This window comes from Haliea atlantica, assembly GCF_054779855.1.
On sequence record NZ_BAAGXL010000007.1, the window covers coordinates 201,907 to 220,590 of the forward strand.

At 67.0% G+C, this 18,684-nt stretch carries 19 protein-coding genes; 9 read left to right on the forward strand and 10 right to left on the reverse strand.

Annotation, left to right across the window (positions count from 1 at the left end):
• Window positions 1-56 precede the first annotated feature (56 nt).
• The 9 genes from ACYVGS_RS08865 to ACYVGS_RS08905 are packed head-to-tail and all read right to left on the reverse strand — an operon-like array spanning window position 57 to window position 6,705.
• Window positions 57-1,415 (reverse strand): proton-conducting transporter transmembrane domain-containing protein, encoded by a 1,359-nt coding sequence (locus ACYVGS_RS08865; protein WP_460588317.1) that lies wholly within the window; start codon window positions 1,413-1,415, stop codon window positions 57-59.
• Entirely contained in the window at window positions 1,412-2,905 is a 1,494-nt protein-coding gene (locus ACYVGS_RS08870) for a complex I subunit 5 family protein (protein ID WP_460588318.1), read from the reverse strand. Before ACYVGS_RS08870 ends, ACYVGS_RS08865 begins: the two co-directional genes overlap by 4 nt.
• A complete protein-coding gene (locus ACYVGS_RS08875; RefSeq protein WP_460588319.1) occupies window positions 2,902-4,368 on the reverse strand; it encodes a complex I subunit 5 family protein in 1,467 nt (488 codons plus the stop codon). Before ACYVGS_RS08875 ends, ACYVGS_RS08870 begins: the two co-directional genes overlap by 4 nt.
• Entirely contained in the window at window positions 4,365-4,673 is a 309-nt protein-coding gene (locus tag ACYVGS_RS08880; RefSeq protein WP_460588320.1) for an NADH-quinone oxidoreductase subunit K, read from the reverse strand. The genes ACYVGS_RS08875 and ACYVGS_RS08880 overlap by 4 nt, the downstream gene beginning before the upstream one ends.
• On the reverse strand, window positions 4,670-5,374 hold the full coding sequence (locus ACYVGS_RS08885; protein ID WP_460588321.1) for an MnhB domain-containing protein: 705 nt from the start codon (window positions 5,372-5,374) through the stop codon (window positions 4,670-4,672). The genes ACYVGS_RS08880 and ACYVGS_RS08885 overlap by 4 nt, the downstream gene beginning before the upstream one ends.
• Entirely contained in the window at window positions 5,367-5,633 is a 267-nt protein-coding gene (locus ACYVGS_RS08890; protein ID WP_460588322.1) for a Na(+)/H(+) antiporter subunit B, read from the reverse strand. Before ACYVGS_RS08890 ends, ACYVGS_RS08885 begins: the two co-directional genes overlap by 8 nt.
• The gene (locus ACYVGS_RS08895; RefSeq protein WP_460588323.1) at window positions 5,626-5,916 is read right to left on the reverse strand and encodes a cation:proton antiporter; all 291 of its coding nucleotides are present in this window, start codon (window positions 5,914-5,916) and stop codon (window positions 5,626-5,628) included. Before ACYVGS_RS08895 ends, ACYVGS_RS08890 begins: the two co-directional genes overlap by 8 nt.
• On the reverse strand, window positions 5,909-6,184 hold the full coding sequence (locus ACYVGS_RS08900; RefSeq protein ID WP_460588324.1) for a monovalent cation/H+ antiporter complex subunit F: 276 nt from the start codon (window positions 6,182-6,184) through the stop codon (window positions 5,909-5,911). The genes ACYVGS_RS08895 and ACYVGS_RS08900 overlap by 8 nt, the downstream gene beginning before the upstream one ends.
• Window positions 6,181-6,705 carry a Na+/H+ antiporter subunit E gene (locus ACYVGS_RS08905; RefSeq protein ID WP_460588325.1) on the reverse strand — a complete coding sequence of 175 codons (525 nt, stop codon included), beginning with the start codon at window positions 6,703-6,705 and terminating at the stop codon, window positions 6,181-6,183. The genes ACYVGS_RS08900 and ACYVGS_RS08905 overlap by 4 nt, the downstream gene beginning before the upstream one ends.
• 190 nt (window positions 6,706-6,895) lie before the next feature.
• On the opposite strand from ACYVGS_RS08905, the gene ACYVGS_RS08910 reads away from it, so the two are divergent.
• The 9 genes from ACYVGS_RS08910 to ACYVGS_RS08950 all read left to right on the forward strand — a co-directional run bounded on the left by ACYVGS_RS08910 (window position 6,896) and on the right by ACYVGS_RS08950 (window position 17,284).
• Window positions 6,896-7,939, forward strand: a complete 1,044-nt coding sequence (locus ACYVGS_RS08910; protein ID WP_460588326.1) for an NADP(H)-dependent aldo-keto reductase — start codon at window positions 6,896-6,898, stop codon at window positions 7,937-7,939.
• 186 nt (window positions 7,940-8,125) lie between these two features.
• Window positions 8,126-9,289: an acyl-CoA dehydrogenase family protein gene (locus ACYVGS_RS08915; protein ID WP_460588327.1), complete on the forward strand. Its 1,164-nt coding sequence runs from the start codon at window positions 8,126-8,128 to the stop codon at window positions 9,287-9,289.
• Window positions 9,290-9,308: 19 nt separating this feature from the next.
• Complete coding sequence (locus ACYVGS_RS08920) at window positions 9,309-9,707, forward strand: nuclear transport factor 2 family protein (RefSeq protein ID WP_460588328.1); 399 nt, start codon at window positions 9,309-9,311, stop codon at window positions 9,705-9,707.
• Entirely contained in the window at window positions 9,704-11,317 is a 1,614-nt protein-coding gene (locus ACYVGS_RS08925) for a class I adenylate-forming enzyme family protein (RefSeq protein WP_460588329.1), read from the forward strand. Before ACYVGS_RS08920 ends, ACYVGS_RS08925 begins: the two co-directional genes overlap by 4 nt.
• Before the next feature lie 169 nt (window positions 11,318-11,486).
• The gene (locus ACYVGS_RS08930) at window positions 11,487-13,871 is read left to right on the forward strand and encodes a TonB-dependent receptor domain-containing protein (RefSeq protein WP_460588330.1); all 2,385 of its coding nucleotides are present in this window, start codon (window positions 11,487-11,489) and stop codon (window positions 13,869-13,871) included.
• 17 nt (window positions 13,872-13,888) lie between these two features.
• Entirely contained in the window at window positions 13,889-14,524 is a 636-nt protein-coding gene (locus ACYVGS_RS08935) for a PepSY-associated TM helix domain-containing protein (protein ID WP_460588331.1), read from the forward strand.
• 11 nt (window positions 14,525-14,535) lie between these two features.
• Complete coding sequence (locus tag ACYVGS_RS08940) at window positions 14,536-15,042, forward strand: DUF2271 domain-containing protein (RefSeq protein WP_460588332.1); 507 nt, start codon at window positions 14,536-14,538, stop codon at window positions 15,040-15,042.
• 70 nt (window positions 15,043-15,112) lie between these two features.
• Window positions 15,113-15,934 (forward strand): DUF4198 domain-containing protein, encoded by an 822-nt coding sequence (locus tag ACYVGS_RS08945; RefSeq protein ID WP_460588333.1) that lies wholly within the window; start codon window positions 15,113-15,115, stop codon window positions 15,932-15,934.
• Between the two features lie 12 nt (window positions 15,935-15,946).
• Window positions 15,947-17,284, forward strand: a complete 1,338-nt coding sequence (locus ACYVGS_RS08950) for a sulfite reductase subunit alpha (RefSeq protein ID WP_460588334.1) — start codon at window positions 15,947-15,949, stop codon at window positions 17,282-17,284.
• Here ACYVGS_RS08950 and ACYVGS_RS08955 read toward each other — a convergent pair.
• On the reverse strand, window positions 17,278-18,678 hold the full coding sequence (locus tag ACYVGS_RS08955; protein ID WP_460588335.1) for an outer membrane factor lipoprotein domain-containing protein: 1,401 nt from the start codon (window positions 18,676-18,678) through the stop codon (window positions 17,278-17,280). The genes ACYVGS_RS08950 and ACYVGS_RS08955 overlap by 7 nt on opposite strands.
• Between the last annotated feature and the right edge of the window lie 6 nt (window positions 18,679-18,684).

The window sequence follows — 18,684 nt, forward strand, 5'->3', positions numbered from 1 at the left end:
ATGGTCCGCCCGCGTGGCGGCCGCCCGGTTCAACAATGCAGGCAGCACCTCCAGGCTCAGAGGAGTATCGGCGCATACAGTGGCAGCCCCAGGCTGAGCGCTGCCAGCAGCAGCCAGGCGACCCAGGGCAGAGTAGCGACCGCGGTCGAGCCGTCGCCCGAGCGCAACAGCCACCACCAGCGCAGCAGCAACAGCAGCGTCAACAACGTGGACAGGCTCAACAAATGCGGCAACCACGGCTGCCAGGGCACGGCGCCCGCCAGGTGACCACTGACGCTGTCCTTCAGCCAGCGCTTTACCGCCTCGCCGCTGGTCAGGGGCAGGCCAATCACCGACAGCGCGGGCAGGGCCACCACCAGCAGGGCCAGACCGCGAGCGACTGGCGACCCGGGAAGCGACAGGCCGACACTCAGGAACAGCGCGCCCTTGGCCAAACCGTGGTGCAACACAAACAGACCGAACCAGCCGCTGACCTGCCACCACAGTGCCGGCTCCACCAGAACCGCACCCAGCATCAGCGTCGCCAGCCCCATCTGGCTGATACTCGACCAGGCCAGCACGGTCTTCGCTTCGCGGGTCCAGATGCCGCGAAGTGCCGCCCCGAGCAGGGCAATCAGCCCCAGGGCCATCACCATTGTGCCCCAGGCTGGCAGGCTGGTCAGCCCCAGCGGCAAGACTACCAGCCAGCCCAGCAACCCGGCCTTGATCATCGCCCCGCTGAGCACTGCGCTGGCGGGTGTTGGCGCCATCGGGTGCGCCAGCGGCAACCAGAAATGCAGCAGCGGCAGGCCAGCCTTCACGCCAAAGCCCGTCAGCAACAGGCCGAGGGCAAGCCCCGGTTGCTGCGAGCGGCCCAGGGCCGTCGCCATCTCCGCCAGCAGCACACTGCCACCGGCCAGCTCACTGGCTAGCAGCAGGCCCGCCAGCAGCGCCAGCTCCCCGAGGACAGCCATGGCGATATAGACCTTGCCCGCCCAGAGGGCACGCGGGCTGTCGGCGTGCACGACCAGCCCCCAGGCGGCAAAGGTCATCAGCGCAAAGCCGGCGTAGAACCCCACCGCATCCCCCGCCACGATCAGCCACAGGTTGCCGGCGAGGGCCAGGCACCAGCTGCTCAGGAACCAGCGCTCCCGCTCCGCCCCCTCCAGCACGGCGCGCGCGTACAGGCCGGCACCCCCCCACAGCAGAGAGGCCGCCAGCAGGAAAGGGCTGCGCAGGGTATCCAGTTGCCAGCGCGCGCCCAGCATCAGCCAGGGGATGTCCACGCTGGCATCGCGCACCTGGGTGGCCAGCAGCAGCGCCGGCAGCGGCAACCAGGGCAGCAGGCGCCATAACAGAAACCGCGTGGAGCCCGTTGCCACCAGGGAGGCGGCCAGCAGGGGCAGCAGGACCGCCGCGGAGAAAGCCCAGCTCATGGCAGGTACATCCTCAGGGCCACCAGATCGGCCCAGGCCAGGGGGCTAAAGGGAGCCGCGGCCAGCACGCCCACCAGTACAGTCAGGACCGCAGTGAAGACCGGCGGCCAGAGCAGCAGGGCGTGGGTCTCCAGGCGCCCCAGGGCGCGCTCCGCCGGCCAGTCACCCCGCAGCGGCCGGAACCACAGGCGATAGACAATGGGCAGGAAATACAGGGCATTGAGCAGACTGCTCAACAGCAGCACCGGGATCACCCAGGCCATGTCCGCCGCCAGCGCACCCCGCCCCAGCATCCACTTGGTCACAAAACCCGCCAGGGGGGGAATGCCGATCATACCGAAGGCGGCGACAGTAAACGCCAGGGAGGTCAGGGGCATGCGCGGCCCCGCGCCATCCAGCTCATCCACCCGGTGCACGCCGAGTGTCTCGGCATAATTGCCGGCGCAGAAAAACAGCGTGACCTTCATGATCCCCTGGTGCAGCAGGTGGACCAGGCCGCCCACCGTGCCCAGGGGACCAAACAGGCTGATCCCCAGCACGATGTAGGCGATCTGGCTGACCGTCGAAAAGGCCAGGCGTCGCTTCAGGTCGCTCTGCCACAATGCCCGCAGTGAGCCGTAGATCACCGTGAACGCCGCCACCCAGGCGAGCGGCTCCAGGACCCCCAGGCTGGCGGCGAAATCGATGCCGTAGATGTCATAGACCACCCGAACAATGCCGAAGGCACCGGCCTTGACTACCGCCACGGCGTGCAGCAGGGCACTCACGGGTGCCGGCGCCACCATCGCCGTGGGCAGCCAGCCGTGCAGGGGAACCAGGGCCGCCTTTACCCCCAGGCCGGCCACCAGCAGCGCGAAAATACCGATCAGCGCCGGGTAGCGGGCGGGGTCCGAGCCCATCAGGTGGCCGGTTTCGCGGAAGGCCAGGTCGCCCTCCAGCTGGTATAGCAGGACCACACCGAGCAGCAGCACCGCGCCCCCGCCCAGGGTATAGATAATGTACTGACGCCCGGCGCGCAGGGCTTTCGGAGTGCCGCGGTGCACCACCAGCGGATAGGTCGACAGGGTGAGCATTTCGTAGAACAGAAAAAAAGTGAACAGGTTACCCGCCAGGGCAATCCCCAGGGTACTGGCCACGCAGAGACTGAAGAAACCGAAGAAGCGACTGCGGTTGGGGGAACCCTCCAGATAGCCCACGGCGTAGAGGGTGGTGAACAGCCAGAGCAGCGCCGACAGGCCGGCGAACAGCATGGCAACCGCGTCCGCCCGCAACACGAAGCGCACCCCCGGCAGCATCTCGTAGCTGATGCCGTAGAACCGTCCCTGAAAGACCCCCCAGGTCATTGCCGCCACCAGGGCGAGCTTAAGGGTCGCCGCCAGAATATTCACAGTGGTACGGATGCTGTGGCGGTGCTCCGGCAGGGCAAAGATAATCAGCGACGCCAGCAGCGACGTAGCCAGGGTGGCGAGTGGCAGCCAGGCGCCGCTCATGGCGACAACACCTCGCCACCGAAAGGCAGTCCAAGCACGGAGAGGACCGGCTCAGCCACCAGGCCCAGACCCAGCGCCAGCAGGGCAAGCACCAGGGGAATGATTTCCAGCGAGCGCGGGGGATGATAGAAGGGATCACTCTCTTCGACCTCCTGGAAGGAGGCGCGGTAAATCCGGAAGACGTAGGCCGCCGCCAGCAGCCCGCCCACCAACAGGACGGCGGCCCACCACCATTGGCCACTGGCAAGGCTCGCCTGCAGCAACAGCCACTTGGCGGCGAAGCCACCGCTGGGCGGCATGCCCATCAACGAGACTCCGGCCAGCCCAAAGGAAAACAGCGACAGTGGCAGGTAGCGGCTGACGCCAGCCAGCGCTTCCACCCGTTTGCTGCGCACCGAGAGGATCAGGTTTCCCGCGGCCAGAAACATCGCCGACTTGGCCAGGGCGTGACTGATCACCTGCAGGGTCACTCCCTGCTGCGCCTGCAGGGACACAGCCTCGGGTACGCCGTGCGACAGGGGAAACAGCAGGAACAGGTAGCCGATCTGGGCCACCGAAGACCAGGCCACGACCAGCTTGAGCTGCGGCTGACGCAGGGCCTGCCAGCTCCCCCAGCACACCGCTGCGCTGCCCGCCACTCCCAGCAGAACACCCACCACCGCCGCCTCCAGGGCGGGCCCCAGCTCCAGCCAGACCCGCGCCGCGACATAAAACGCCGCCTTGACCACCAGCCCCGATAACAGCGCACTCACCGGTGCGCGTGCAATACCGTGGGCCGGTGGCAGCCAGGTATGCCCGGGAAACAGGGCGGCCTTGACCGCCAGCCCGAACAGCATGATCAGCAAGGCAAAACTGGCCGCGGGGCTCGCGGAGCCTGCACCCTCCCCCACCCCGACCAGTGAGAGGCTGCCAAACTCGGCGTAGAGCAGTGCCACCCCCAGCAGGTAAGCCAGGGAGCCGATCAGTGCCGCAAACAGATAGCGCAGGGCGGCCTCCAGCGCGGGTGCCGCGCCACCCAGCACCACCAGCCCCACCGCCGCCAGGGTGATCAGCTCGAGCCCGACATACAGGTTGAACAGGTCACCCGCCAGCCAGACCGCATTGAGACCCGCCCAGAGCATCCAGAAGAGCGGCCAGAAATAGCGTTGCCAGGGGCGCGAGGGATCCAGATAGAGCCCGGCATGCAAGCCGCAGGCGGCCCCAGCCAGCGCCGTGAGCAGGACGAAGGTTACCGCAAGGCCGTCGACTCGCAAGCCGATGCCAAGGGGCGGCGCCCAGCCCCCGAGGTGGTAGAAAAACCCGCCCTGCTCCGCGACCCAGGCCCACAGCGCCAGGGACAGGGCCATCTGCAGGAGCATGCCAATCACGCTGGCCAGGCGGGCGGCGCGAAACGCCAGCAACAGACACAGGACTGCCCAGGCCAGGGGCGTGAACAGAAGGCCCGCCATCAAGAGACTGCTCACCGATCTTCCTGCCGCCCGGTCGGCAGGCTGACCCTGCCAGTGAGATGGAAGTAACGCCGGATCAGGACCAGCGCCAGGGCAGTGGCCGCCACCGCCACCACGATGCCCGTGAGGACCAGTGCGTGGGTAACCGGGTCGCTGCCATGCCGGTGGGCAGGCAGGCCCACGAGCAGCAGAAACACCCCGGAGCCCAGCAGGTTGAAGGCCAGCAGGCGGCGCAACAAATGGCGCACCAGCAGGCAGCCCGCCAGGCCGCCACCGCACAACAGGGCACCCGCCAGGACATAGAGCAGCGCGGAGGTCATGCGGGCGGCCCCCCGTCGGCATCCTCTTCCGGCGCCACCGGTGCGGAGACAAACAGCGCCAGCAGGATCATGCCGATGGACAGGCTGAGACCCGCCTCGATGACCAGGATCAGCGCCCCCGCCAGTCCGGGGGGATAGGCCAGGAAGGCCCGCCCATCGAGGGCGCCCAAGAGCGCAATCAGCAGGAAGACAGAAAAGCCCAACACCAGGCCGGCGCGCAACAGGGTGCCGGGCCGCAGGAAGGCCATCGGCAAGCCCGCCAGCCGGCCCAGCACGCCCGCTGCGGCCAACAGCGCCCCCGCCTGGAAGGCGCCGCCGGGGCGGCTGCTGCCGGCCCACAGCAGCCAGCCCGCCAGCAGCACCAACAGCGGCAAGAACAGGCGCAGCAGCGCGTGCAACAGGGGGTCGGCGGAACGCATTGCCGGGTCTTCCAGCGCCGAGGTCCTGGCCAGGGAAATACCCACCATGCCGGCGATTACCAGCACGCCGATTTCCAGCAGGGTATCGTAGCTGCGAAAGTTCAGCAGCACTGCCGTCACCGGGTGGCTGACACCGCTGTCGGGCAACCAGCGAGACAGGAGCACGGACAGGGCCTGCTGTTCCGCGGGCAGCGCCACCAGATGCCGCACCGCCCAGAGCAGGCAGACCGTAAACAGCAGGCAGGCGGCCCCCAGCAGGGCCTGTCTGGCGCGTTCAATCATCTTCGGCTGCTCCGCCAGCGGGGCGACGGCGCAAGTGGCTGACCGCATCGAGAAACAGGACACCGCTGAGGCCGGCACCGATAATCGCCTCGGCCAGGGCAATATCCGGCGCGCGCAGGCGCACCCAGGCCAGTGACATCAGCAGACCAAAGGCGATGAACATGACCACGGCCCGGAACAGATCCCGGGACAACAGCGCCCCGGCCGCCGTCGCCAACAGGGCACAGACCAGCAGGCCGTCCAGCCAGAGTTCAGTCACTGTCCGCCTCCTCCCCCGCCGACAGGGCACGCGCAACCAGGTGTGCCGAGGTGGCACTGGCCACCAGGGCAACCACCCAGACCAGCAGGATCTTCACGGCGACTGCCCACCCGGTCACTCCGGGCAGCAGGGCGAGCACGATCAGGCCCAGTCCGAGGTTGTCGGCCTTGGTCAGAGCGTGGATACGCGTCAGGGTATCGGGGAAGCGGAACAGTCCGAGCGTCCCGAGACCGAAGAACAGGCAACCGAGAAACAGCAGCGCGACCTGCAGCACTTCAGTCATCGGTGGAACCCGGCGGGTTGCCAGCCACCCGTGTCACAAAGGCCACCGTCGCCAGCACCGACAGCAGGGAGAGCGCCAGGGCGACGTCGCGCAGGGCGGACTGCGCCTGCGACTGGGCCAGTATCAGGAGCAGAGCCACCCCGGTGGTGCCAAATAACTGCGCAGCCAACATGCGGTCCGCCACCGAGGGCCCGCGCCAGATACGTAACAGTCCCAGGCCCAGCATGGTCAGGAGCCAGAACGACGCCAGCGCCATTGGCAGGGTCATGGCGACGTCCCCTCGCCGTACAAAACCCCCACCCGACGCCGGGCCTCCTCGACTTCCCGCGCAATGTCGGAACGCGTATCCAGCGTGTGAACCTCGATCTGCTGGCCGTGCAAAGCGACGCTCAAGGTCCCCGGCAGCAGCGACAGGCTGTTGGCCAGCCACCAGCGCGGCGGCCCGTCGGGCAAGTCCAGGTCCAGGGTTACGCGTCCCGGGTTCAGGGGTAACCCGGGTGCAAGCAGGCGACGGGCCACATCCACTCCCGCCAGCAGCGAGCGCCCGGCAAACCACAACAGGTAGCCGGGCAGGCGCCGCCAGCGCAGGCGCGGACCAACAGGGGGAAACAGCCCCAGGCTGATGCCCGTTACCAGCAGCGCCATCAGCACCCCGAAGCCCCAGCTATCGGCCCTGCCCTCGGACAGAACCCACCACAGAAAGGCCGCAAACAGGACTCGGTACAGAACATCGCGCGCCTCGACCGGTACCGGCTTGATCGTCAATAGCCTGTGCCTTTCCTGCGACATCATTCCCCTCCCTGGCCCGTCGTCGCCCGGGCTCGGCATCGCGATACCTTGTTCGGCATTGTCACCGCCTCTGCGACGTGGATCAAACCCCGGCCTAGCGTGTGTGCGGAGCGCCACCGGCGTCAGGTTTGTCCCGCCGCCCCCCCGGGGGCTATCATCCCGGGCACTTCAGCACAGACAGGAAGTATCAATGGACTATCGCACACTGGGCCGCTCCGATCTGCAGGTCAGTCGCCTCTGCCTCGGGACCATGACCTGGGGAGAACAGAATACCGTCGAAGAGGCCGCCGCGCAGCTGGACCGGGCCGTGGCAGCAGGCATCAATTTCATCGACACCGCGGAAATGTACCCGGTGCCGCCACGCCCCGAGACCCAGGGGCTCAGCGAAGACTACCTCGGCCGCTGGCTGCAGCGCTCCGGCAAACGCAGCGAGTTGGTCATCGCCAGCAAGGTGGTGGGGCGGGGCTCGCGCAACCCCGGTGTCATGCATATTCGCAACGGCCCGCGCCTGTCCCGGGAGCACATTCAGTGCGCCATCGACGACAGCCTGCGCCGCCTGGGCACAGACTACCTCGACCTCTACCAGCTGCACTGGCCGGAACGCGACACCAATTTTTTCGGCAACCTCGGCTATCGCCACCGGGAAGACGACGGCATCGCCCTCGCCGAGACCCTGCGCGCGCTGGGGGAACTGGTGAGCGCCGGCAAGGTACGCTACATCGGCCTGTCCAATGAGACCCCCTGGGGCGTGCTCGAGTGCCTGCGCCTGGCCCGGGAGGAAAATCTGCCGCGGGTCATCAGTATCCAGAACCCCTACAACCTGCTCAACCGCTCCTTCGAGATCGGGCTGGCGGAAATCGCGATGCGCGAACAGGTTGATCTGCTGGCCTACTCGCCGCTGGCCTTTGGCGTGCTGAGCGGCAAATACCTGCAGGGCGCTCGCCCGGATGGCGCACGACTGACCCTGTTCGAGCGCTTCGCCCGCTACAGCAACCCCCAGGCACAGGCGGCAACCGAAGCCTATGTGGCGCTGGCTCGCGAGCACGGGCTGGACCCGGCGCAAATGGCGCTGGCTTTCGTCAACCAGCAGGGCTTCCTCGGCAGCAACATCATCGGCGCGACCACCCTGGACCAGCTGGAGAGCAATATTGCCAGTGCCTCCCTGAGCCTGCCCGACAGCGTGATCGAGGGTGTCGACGACATCCACCGCCGCTACACCATTCCCTCCCCCTGACCTGCCGCCCCCGGGGCCCGCCCCGGGGGTTGCCCCAGCCTGTCACCCCCGGCCCCGGATCCCGGGCCACTTTCTTGACAGGAACAACTTGAATTTACTTCAACTAATGAGTAATGTGGCAATCGCTGTGCGGCACACCGGCGATAGTCGCGCGTGTCCCCAGGTTTGAATCAGGAGAATAGCCCCATGCACGCCATGCTCAGTGAAGAAGACCAGATGTTCCTCGACTACACCCGTCGCTGGGTCGACAACGAATGCCCCAAGGACTGGTGCCGGGAGCTGGAAACCCGCGAACACCAGTTCCCCCACGAGCTGTGGGACAAGCTGGTGGCCTTCGGCGCCCACGGCATCGGCGTCGCCGAGGAGTACGGCGGCCAGGGTGGCAGCATCATCACCCAGGCCCTGTTTGCCCGCGAGTTTGCCCGCAACGCGGCCGGCCTCAGCTGGGTCTGGGGCGTCACCTCCTTCTCCGGTACCAAGGCCGTGCTGTTCGGCGGCTCCGAGGAGCAGAAACAGCGCTTCCTGCCGAAAATCGCCAGCGGCGAACTGAAGACCGCGATGGCCTTCACTGAACCGAGTGGTGGCACCGACCTTCTGGGTGGCATGAAAAGCCGCGCCACCAAGGTCGACGGCGGCTGGCTGCTCAAGGGCGAAAAAATCTGGAGCACCGGCGCCGACGTCGCCGACTACCTGCTGGTGATGGCCCGCTCCGACCCGAACGCCAGCAAGCGCAGCGACGGCATCTCGATCTTCTTCGTGCCCCGTCACAGCGAGGGCATCACGGTGACGCCCCTGGCCAAGCTGGGCATGCGCGCGGTGAGTTCCTGCACCGTCGCCATGGAAGATGTCTTCGTACCGGACGAGCTGGTGCTGGGGGAGCCCCACAAGGGCTGGTACCACTCGACCAAGACCCTCAACAACGAACGCCTGGTAAATGCCGCGACCTGCCTGGGCATGCTCGACGGTGTGATCGAAGATGCCGTCGACCACATGCAGACGCGCCAGGCCTTTGGCAAGCCGATCGGGCAGTTCCAGGCCCTGCAGCACTACCTGGCGGACATGGCCATGTGGCAGAAACAGGGCGAGCTGCTGATGCTGCACACGGCGCAACTGCAGGCCGAGGGCAAGCCCAGCCACATCGAGTCCGGCATGGTCAAAGTGCTCTGTTCGGAATATGTCAGCAAGGCCGCGGACCTGGGCATCCAGATCCTCGGCGGCATGGGCTATTCCGCGGAAACCGACATGCAGCGCTACTGGCGGGATTCGCGCCTGCTGCGCATCGGCCCGATCAGCAACGAAATGGCCCGCAACATGATTGCCGAGAGCTACGGCATGCCGCGCTCGTTCTGACACCCGGGGAGCTGATGCAATGGCAGATAATAAACAGCTGGTCGACGACTTCCTCGACGCCTCCCGCCGCGGCGATACGCAGCGCATGGCGGCACTGCTGCACAGCGACTTCTGCGTATACGAAGCGGATTCCCTGCCCTACGCCGGTGAACACCGCGGGCTGGAGGGCTTCCTGGCGCTGGTAAAGCGGGTCTTCACCAGCTTCCGGGATACCCGGGTGGATATCCGGCAGATGCTCGCGGAGGGCGACACCGTGGTGGTGCTGGCGACCCTGAGCGGTCGCAGCAAGCACAACGGCGAGGCATTCCAGATGCCAGTGAATGAAGTCTGGGAGTTTGCCGAGGGGCGCATCCTGCGTATTACCCCCTACTACTTCGACACCGCAAGACTGGTAGCGCTGGCGGGAGGTGCGGCGTGAGCGGGAAGCGGCTCGGGGAGCTGCTGGCCGAGAGTGCCCGACACTGGCCGCGGCACACGGCGCTGGTTTTTCCCGGCCAGCGACTGAGCTACGCCGAGCTGTACCGGGAATCCCGCCACCGGGCGGCGGCCCTCGAATCACTGGGCATCCGGCCCGGGGAACACGTCGGCATCCTGATGCCCAACAGCGTCGACTTCCTCCTCTGGATGTTCGGCTGCGCCCTGCACGGCAGCGTCGCCGTTCTCATCAATGCGCGCTACAAGTCCGCGGAACTGGGCTATGTGGTGGCCAACGCGGACCTGAGCTGTCTGATTACCCGCCACGACCGGCAGGCACACCAGGATTACCCGTCCCTGCTGCGCGAGACCTTCCCCGACCTGGACAACCTGGCGGCGGGTCTGGGCCCCGCGGAGGCACCCGCGCTACAGCGGATCCTGTTGTGCGGCGATGCCGGGGGATGCCTTGACGGCCCCTGGTTACACGCAGCGGATCTGCTCCACGGGCTGGAGCCCCTCGACCCCGCGCTACGCCCGGTCCCAGCGGACGCCCCCTGCCTGATGCTCTACACCTCGGGCACCACCTCGCACCCCAAGGGCTGCCTGCTCAGCCACCGGCAACTCACCGCCAAGACCGCGGCCATTGTCGAGCGCCTGCAGTTCCGCGACAGCGACTGCCAGTGGAACCCCCTGCCCCTGTTCCATCTTGCCTCGCTGCTGCCCATGCTGGCGAGTTTCGCCACCGGTGGCCGCTATCTCAGCGACAGCCACTTTGACGCGGCCAGGGCCTGGGAACAGATCCTCGAAGAAGGCGCCACCATCCTCTATCCGGCCTTCCCGACGGTCATGTCGGAGCTGGTGAATCATCCGCGCTTTGCCGAACTCGACACGCGCCAGATCCGCCTGATCAACAACGTGGCGCCCCCCGATCGCCTGCGCGAGAACATGCGGCTGCTACCCCACAGTGTGCACATCAGCGCCTACGGTCTGACCGAAGGTACGGGCATTTCCTGCTACAGCCACCCGGAGGACGACAACGAGACCCGCGCCACCCGCATCGGCCGCCCACTGGCCGACACCCAACTGCGCGTGGTCGACCCGGAAACCGGCGCGCCCTGCACCGCGGACCAGCGGGGCGAAATCCAGCTCGGCGGCGGCAGCGTGTTCGCCGGCTACTACAAGGCAGCGGAGGCCAACGCCAGTGCCTTCACGGCCGACGGCTGGTTGCGCACCGGCGACCTGGGTGCCCTCGACATCCAGGGCCGCCTGGCCTACCACGGCCGCCTCAAGGACACCCTCAAGGTCGGCGGCGAAAATGTCTCGGCGCTGGAAATCGAGTCCCTGCTCTCGACCCACCCGGCGGTCAAGATGGTCCAGGTGGTGGGCCTCCCCGACCCGCGCCTGGAGGAGGTCGTCGCCGCCTTCGTCGAGCTAAAGCCCGGCACCGACTGCAAGGCCGATGCCCTGATCGACTACTGCCGCGAACGGGTCGCTTCCTTCAAGGTACCCCGCCACCTGCGCTTCGTCAGTGACTGGCCCATGTCCGCCACCAAGGTTCAGAAATTCCGTCTGCGCGAGCAGCTGATGCGCGAACTCGGACTACCGGCGGCCTGAAGGCCGCCGCTCACACGACCTCCCCTCCCGCCGCAACAACCTGTCCCCCGCTCGCGCGAGCGTGACGCGGGCAACACTTTGTCACTTTTTGTTTGCATTTGATAATCGTTCTCATTACATTTAGCGCCCACGTTTATTGGTGCCTATTTGCCCGGGGGAGAGAACCAGCATGCAACAGAAAGCCTTGACCACACCACGACAAGCCATGGCGGCGGCCATCGCGGCCCTGATCGCACTACCCGCCGCCTCTGCCGTGGACAAGCTGGCACCGCCCCAGCTGGAGGAAATCGTGGTCACCGCCACCGGCTTCGAGCAGAAAATCACCAACGCCCCAGCCAGCATCTCGGTGATCTCCCAGGAGGAGATTCTCACTCGCCCCAACGTCAATCTGCTGGACATCCTCAAGTACCAGGAAGGCATCGACATCGGCACCACCCGGGACAAGACCGGCCAGGGCAGTGTCAGCATGCGCGGTCTCACCGGGGAATACACGCTGCTGCTGATCGACGGCAAGCGCCAGAACAACCACGGCGATATCTATCCCAACAACTTTGGCGGCAACGCCTTTGGTCACCTGCCCCCCGCCCAGGCGATCGAGCGCGTCGAAGTGATCCGCGGCCCCGCGTCGACACTCTATGGCGCCGACGCCCTCGGTGGCGTGGTCAATGTGATCACCCGCAAGACCACCGACGCGTGGTTTGGCAGCGTCAATGTCTCGGGAACCGTGCAGGAAAACTCCCAGTTCGGCAACGACTACAAGGGGCAGTTCGCCGCCAGCGGGCCGCTGGTGAAGGACCGCCTGATGCTGGCCCTGCGCGGCAGCTACTATGAAACCGAAGCCTCCTCACCCGAATTCGCCGACGTGGTCGATCCCAACGGCACCGTCCACGTGCGCAGCCTCGGCTTCGGCGGCGGCGGCAAGACCGTCGAGAGCGAGAGTGAGGAATACGGGGCCACCCTGACCTGGGTACTCGACGACCGCCAGACCCTGCGCTTTGACTACGACCGCTCCAGCCAGGTCTACGACAATACGCCGGTGATCGACCCCGACAGCGGAGAGATCAGCTATCCGCTCGGCACCAAGGACAGCATCGAGGCGCTCTGGCAGGCGCGCGGGGGGCAGGTCAACCCGCGTGCCGGCTACGCCGCCGACCAGGAGTTCACCCGCGACTGGTGGTCCATCACCCACCAGGGCGAATGGGGCTTCGGCAACAGTCAGGTCTCGCTCTCTTATGTGGATACCGCCAACGAGGGACGCACCCTGCCCCTGACAGTCGACGAACGCCTGCTGCTGCAAAACCTGTACGACGGCAGTGGCGATTACGCCGGCATGAGCGAGAGCGAACGCAAGGCCCTGGCCGAGGCCACCTTCCTGCCGCGCCCCGACCGCCCACTCGAGAGCAGCCAGTACACCCTCGACGCACGCCTGGATATCCCCCTGGAGGCCGCGGGCCGACACATGCTGGTGGTTGGCACACAGGTGATCGACGGCGAACTCAAGGATGGCGTTTTCGGCATGGAAAGCGGCCGGCCCGGCGGTATCCAGGACCAGGAGATGGTCGCACTGTTTGTCGAGGACAGCTGGACCCCGATCGAGCCCCTCACCATCACCGCGGGCGTGCGCTACGACGACCACGATGTCTTCGGCAGCCAGCTGTCGCCGCGACTCTACGGCGTCTACAGCCTGAGCGATACCTGGACGGTCAAGGGCGGCGTCAGTACCGGCTACAAGACACCCCAGACCACCGACCTCTACGACGGCATCACCGGCTTTGGCGGTCAGGGCACCTCGCCCTTCGCCGGCAACCCGGAGCTCGAGCCGGAAACCTCGGTCAACAGTGAAATCGCCCTGTACTGGGATGGTGTCGACGGCCACAACTTCAATATCACCTACTTCGATACCCAGTTCGAGGACAAGATCGCCAGCGGCGACACCATCCTCAGCTGCGAGGCAACCGGCGGGGCCCGCCCCTGCGTGAACCTGGGCCAGTACGATGCTCTGGGATATACGACCTACAGTCAGAAGATCAACATCGACGAAGTCGACATCCAGGGTATCGAGACCGCCGGCCGCTACATGATCAGCGACCGCTGGTCCCTGCGCGGCAACTACACCTGGACCGACAGCGAGCAGCTGAGCGGCCCCGAGGCGGGCCGTCCGCTGACCAATACCGCCGAGCACATGGCCAACGCCAGCCTCGAATGGCAGGCCCTGGATCAGCTGTCCTTCACCCTGCAGGCGGAACTTCGCTCTGACCGCTACCGGGGTTGGGACGAGAACCTCGGCCGCGCGCTCTACTACGAGAACTACCAGGTGTGGAACCTGGGGGCCCGCTATCAGTTCTCCGAGAACATCACCTTCTTCGCCCGGGTCAACAACCTGCTGGACGAGGACTTCACCACCTACACCACGGACTTCGTGGATCTGGATGGCGATGGCGTCTACACCCTGGCCACTGGCCGCGGCGCGGTCAGCGAGGTGATCTTCAACGACGACTACAACGTCAAGGACGCCGGTCGCAACCTGTGGCTCAGCGTACAAATGACCTTCTGAGCCACGGACGGCACTGAATGCGTGAAAGAGGATACGCTGCCCGGCTGCGACTGGGCAGCGTGCGACAATGGCACTGGATCAGTTCAGCCGTATGCCTGGCGGGCATGCTGCTGTTCGCCTTGACCGGCATCACGCTGAATCACGCCGACAGCATTCCCGCACAGCCGACCGTACGGACGCTGGAAGCCCAGGTCCCGGCGCAACTGCTGGCGACACTGTCGCCTGCGGACGCCGGCGCGGCAGGCGCCGGCGAAGCGCCCCTGCCCGCCGCGCTGCGGCAGTGGCTGGCGCAGGAGCTGGACCTGCACATTCGCGCCAGCGTCGCGGCGGAGTGGAGCGAGTTCGACCTCTACCTGCCGCTGCCCCGGCCCGGCGGCGACGCCTGGCTGAGCCTCGACCTGGAGAGCGGCGAGCTGCTCTACGAGCGCACCGACCGCGGCTGGGTCAGCTACTTCAACGACCTGCACAAGGGGCGCGACACCGGCGAGGCCTGGCGCTGGTTCATCGATATTTTCGCCATTGCCTGCGTGGTGTTCTCCGTCACCGGTTTGTGGCTGCTGATGCGTCACGCTGGACAGCGCCCGACCACCTGGCCCAGCGTCGCCCTGGGTATCGTGATCCCGCTCATTCTGATCATTCTGTTTGTCCATTGAGGAAATTTTGCATGTTACGGAAGACACTCGCGGCCCTGCTGCTTGGCGCCGCTGCCATCAACACCGTACAGGCGGCCGACGCCAGCCTGACCATCGACATCCCCGCCCTGCAGGTGGCCGAGTACCACCGCCCCTACATTGCCGCCTGGCTGATGCCCGAGGGTGGCCGCGAGGTCACCAATCTGGCCCTGTGGTATCAGATGGACGATAAGCGCGAAGGGGAAAAGTGGCTGAAGGACCTGCGCCAGTGGTGGCGCCGCAGTGGTCGCAGCCTGGAAATGCCAGTGGACGGTTTTACCGGTGCCACCCGGGCGCCCGGTGAGCACCGCATTGCACTGGGTGACGCCTTCAGCGCTCTGGCACCCGGCGAGTACACCCTGTACGTCGAAGCCTCGCGGGAAGTCGGCGGCCGCGAACTGCTTCGCCTGCCCTTCTCCTGGCCCGTATCCGGCGCCGCCACCCTGGAAGCCCGGGGCGACAGCGAACTGGGCAGCGTCGTGCTGGAACTGGCGCCCTGAGTCGGGCCCGTTTCCGGCCGCTGCCCACAGGCATCAAACCTTCTCTTTTACGCGAACGCGAGGAATCCTCATGCAACGCAAAACCCTTCTGACTACACTCCTGATCCTGGCTTTACCCCTGAGTGCCCAGGCGCACCGCGTCTGGCTGCTGCCCGCCGCCACGGTTCTCTCTGGCGATGCCCCCTGGGTCACCTTCGACGCCGCCGTTTCCAATGATGTTTTCTACTTCAACCACCACCCCCTGCAGCCGGCGGCATTCACCGCCACCGCCCCCGACGGCAGCGAGATCCCGCTGCAGAACCCCCATGTCGGCAAGCACCGCGGAACCTTCGACCTGCAGCTGCTCCAGCCCGGCACCTACCGCGTGAGCATGGCCAGCAGCGGCCTGCGCGCCCGCTGGGAGGATGAAAACGGCGAACGGCACTTCTGGCCCGGTCGCGGCGAGACACCGGCGCCCGGCGACTTTGAACGCAAGGTCCCCCGTGACGCCAAGAACCTCGAGGTGTCCCGCGCCTCCCGCCGCGTGGAAACCTGGGTCACCGCCGGCGCGCCTAGCGACAGCGCCCTGGCGCCGAGTGGCGAGGGCCTGGAGATGCAAGCCCACACCCACCCGAATGACCTCTACAGCGGCGAAACCGCCAGTTTTCAATTCCTGATCGACGGCCAGCCCGCCGCGGGTACGGAAGTGACGCTGATTCCCGATGGTGTGCGCTACCGCGACAGCCAGGAGGAGATGACCTTCACCGCCGATGCCGAGGGCTTCATTGCGGTGACCTGGCCCCAGGCCGGACGCTACTGGCTGGAAGCGGAGTACCAGGATGACCGCGCGGCGGCACCCGCTACGATCCGCCAGGGCAGCTACGTGGTGACCCTGGAAGTCCTGCCGCTGTAGGTTTCCAGCGCCGTGTCAGAACTCGAACGCGGACTGCTCGCCGGCCTGGTCGGCGGCCTCTACCTGCTGTTCTGCCTGTGGTGTCGCTATCGTCACCGGCGCGCGATGCCGCGCGGCGGCGACGGCGACATCCTGGTGGCCTACGCCAGCCAGACCGGGACCGCGATCAAGCTGGCGCAGCAGAGTGCCCGCGCACTGAACGGCCGCGCCCGCCTGATGCCGCTCAACCAGGTGGACACCCGGCTGCTGTCACAGATGCGGCAGGCGCTGTTTGTCGCCAGTACCTGCGGGGACGGCGACGCGCCGGACAATGCCGCCGTGTTCACCCGCCGGGTACTGGACGGGGAAGCGGCAAAGCTCCCGCATCTGCGTTTCGCGGTGCTGGCCCTGGGCGACAGCCAGTATCCGGATTTCTGCGCCTTTGGTCAGCGCCTGCACGCGCAGCTGGCCGCCCTCGGCGCACAGGCACTGGCGGGGCCCCTGCTGGTGGATTCGGCCCGGCCCGCTGCGGCAAACCAGGCCCTCGCGGGCTGGCGGAAGCAGCTGCAACAGTGGTGGGGACAGGCGCCGGTTGAGGATTCGGAGCTACCCGAGGCGTCGACCAGTCACTGGTTCCTGCAGGCACGCAGCCACCTCAATCCGGGCTCACCCGGCGAGCCGCTGTTCCACCTGCGCCTGAGCGCAGCCACGACACAGGCGTGCAGCTGGCAGCCCGGGGATATCGCCGAGGTCACACCTCCCGGCTGTGATATCGCCAGGCACTATTCCATCGCCTCGCTCCCCGAGGACGGCAGCCTCGATCTGGTAATCCGCCGGCAGCGCGACGCCGCGGGCCGGCCCGGGCTCGCCTCCGGCTGGCTCACCCGGGAACTGGGCTGCGGCGCGGGCATCACGTTGCGCATCAGCGACAACCCCCTGTTCCGCCCGCCCGCGACCGACATCCCCCTGATCCTGATCGGCAACGGCTCGGGTATCGCCGGGCTGCGCGCCCAGCTGCGCTGGCGCGAGCTGCACGGCGGCGGGCGCAACTGGCTGCTGTTTGGCGAACGCGACCCGGCCAGCGATCACCCCTTCGCCGGCGAACTGGACCGCTGGCTGGAAAGTGGCCACCTCGACCGCATCGATCTGGCTTTCTCACGCTGCCCCGAGCGAGCCCGCTATGTGCAGGATATGCTCCGGGAGCGGGCGGCAACTCTCGCGGCCTGGCTGGCGGACGGCGCCGTGATCATGGTCTGTGGCAGTCGCCTGGGCATGGCCCGGGGCGTGGACGACACACTCGCGGACATGCTCGGCCGACCCGCCCTGGAAGCGCTGATCCAGCAAGATCGCTACCGCCGTGACGTCTACTGAACGACGGCGTCCCCGACTTCCCAGGAGCCACCGATCGCCGCCACCAGCTCCGCTGTCGCGAGCAAGCGCTCGGCGGTAACGTCGACCAGGCCGCGGCGGGCGTTCAGGGTTGTGTTCTGGGCCGTGGCCACTTCCAGGAAGGACACCAGCCCCGAGCGGTAGCGGTTGGTAATCACCCGTTCATTGGCTTCCGCCAGTTCCACCAGCTTTTCCTGCTGCACGGCTTTCTCCGCCAGGATGGCGTTGGTAGCCAGGGCATTCTCCACGTCGCGCAGGCTGTCGAGGACAGTCTGCCGGTAGCTCGCCACCTGCTCCTGATAGCGGGCGCTGGCAATATCGCGGCTGGCCCGGCGGCGGCCGCCATCGAACAGTGTCTGCGCCAGGCTTGGCCCCAGTGACCAGACCTGCACCGGCGCCTCCCAGAGGTCGCTGAGGCTGCTGCCCTCGACCCCGCGCCCGGCGCTGAGGGAGATATCCGGCAGCCAGGCGGCGATCGTCACGCCAATCTCGGCGTTGGCGGCGGCCACCCGCCGCTCTGCCGCCACCACATCGGGTCGCCGCGCAACCAGCAGCGCCGGCACTTCCGCGGGCACCATCGGCACCGTCGCCAGGCTGTCGGAGGCGGCGAGGGCAAAATCGACCGGCGTCCGCCCGAGCAGCGCGGCGAGGGTATTTTCCTCGATGGCGCGGCGGTTCTCGAGGTCGTAGCCGTCACTGCGCAGGGACTGCAGCTGGGTTTCCGCCTGGATGACATCGGCGCGCGAAACGATACCCGCCTCGTACTGGTTGCGCGTCAGCGCCACCGAGCGCTCCACCGTCTCCAGGGTCTCCTGCAGGATATCCCGCTGCCGGTCGAGCACCCGGACTGCAACATAGCTGTCGATCACCGCGAGTTGCAGGAGCAGGCGCGCGGCTGCCAGGTCAGCGGCGCTGGCCTCCAGGGCCGCGGTATCCGACTCCACCTGCCGGCGCACACGCCCCCACAGGTCGGGGGCCCAGCTGATGCCGATACCGGCCGCGGCAGTCTCGCTGACGGCACGGTCACTGCTGCCAGCTCGCCGCAGCGACAAGTCTGCGTCGAGGCGGGGGCTGTAGTCCCCGCGACTCAGACGCCGCTGGGCCAGGGCGGCGCGATAGCGTGCCTCCGCCTGGGCCACTGTCTGGCTCCCTCGTCCAGCCTCGGCTATCAGCGCGTTCAGGGCCTCGTCGCCAAAGACGCGCCACCATTCCCCACTGTTCTGCCAGTCCTGCTCGGGCAGCGGCTGCCAGCCCGCCGCGTACTTCACGGTTGCGGGTGCCGCCACCGTCGGCGGGCGGTAGTCCGGGCCCACGGAACAGGCACCGAGGAACAGGGTGGCGGCAGTGACGGCAAGAGAGCGACGAAAACACGACATGACAGG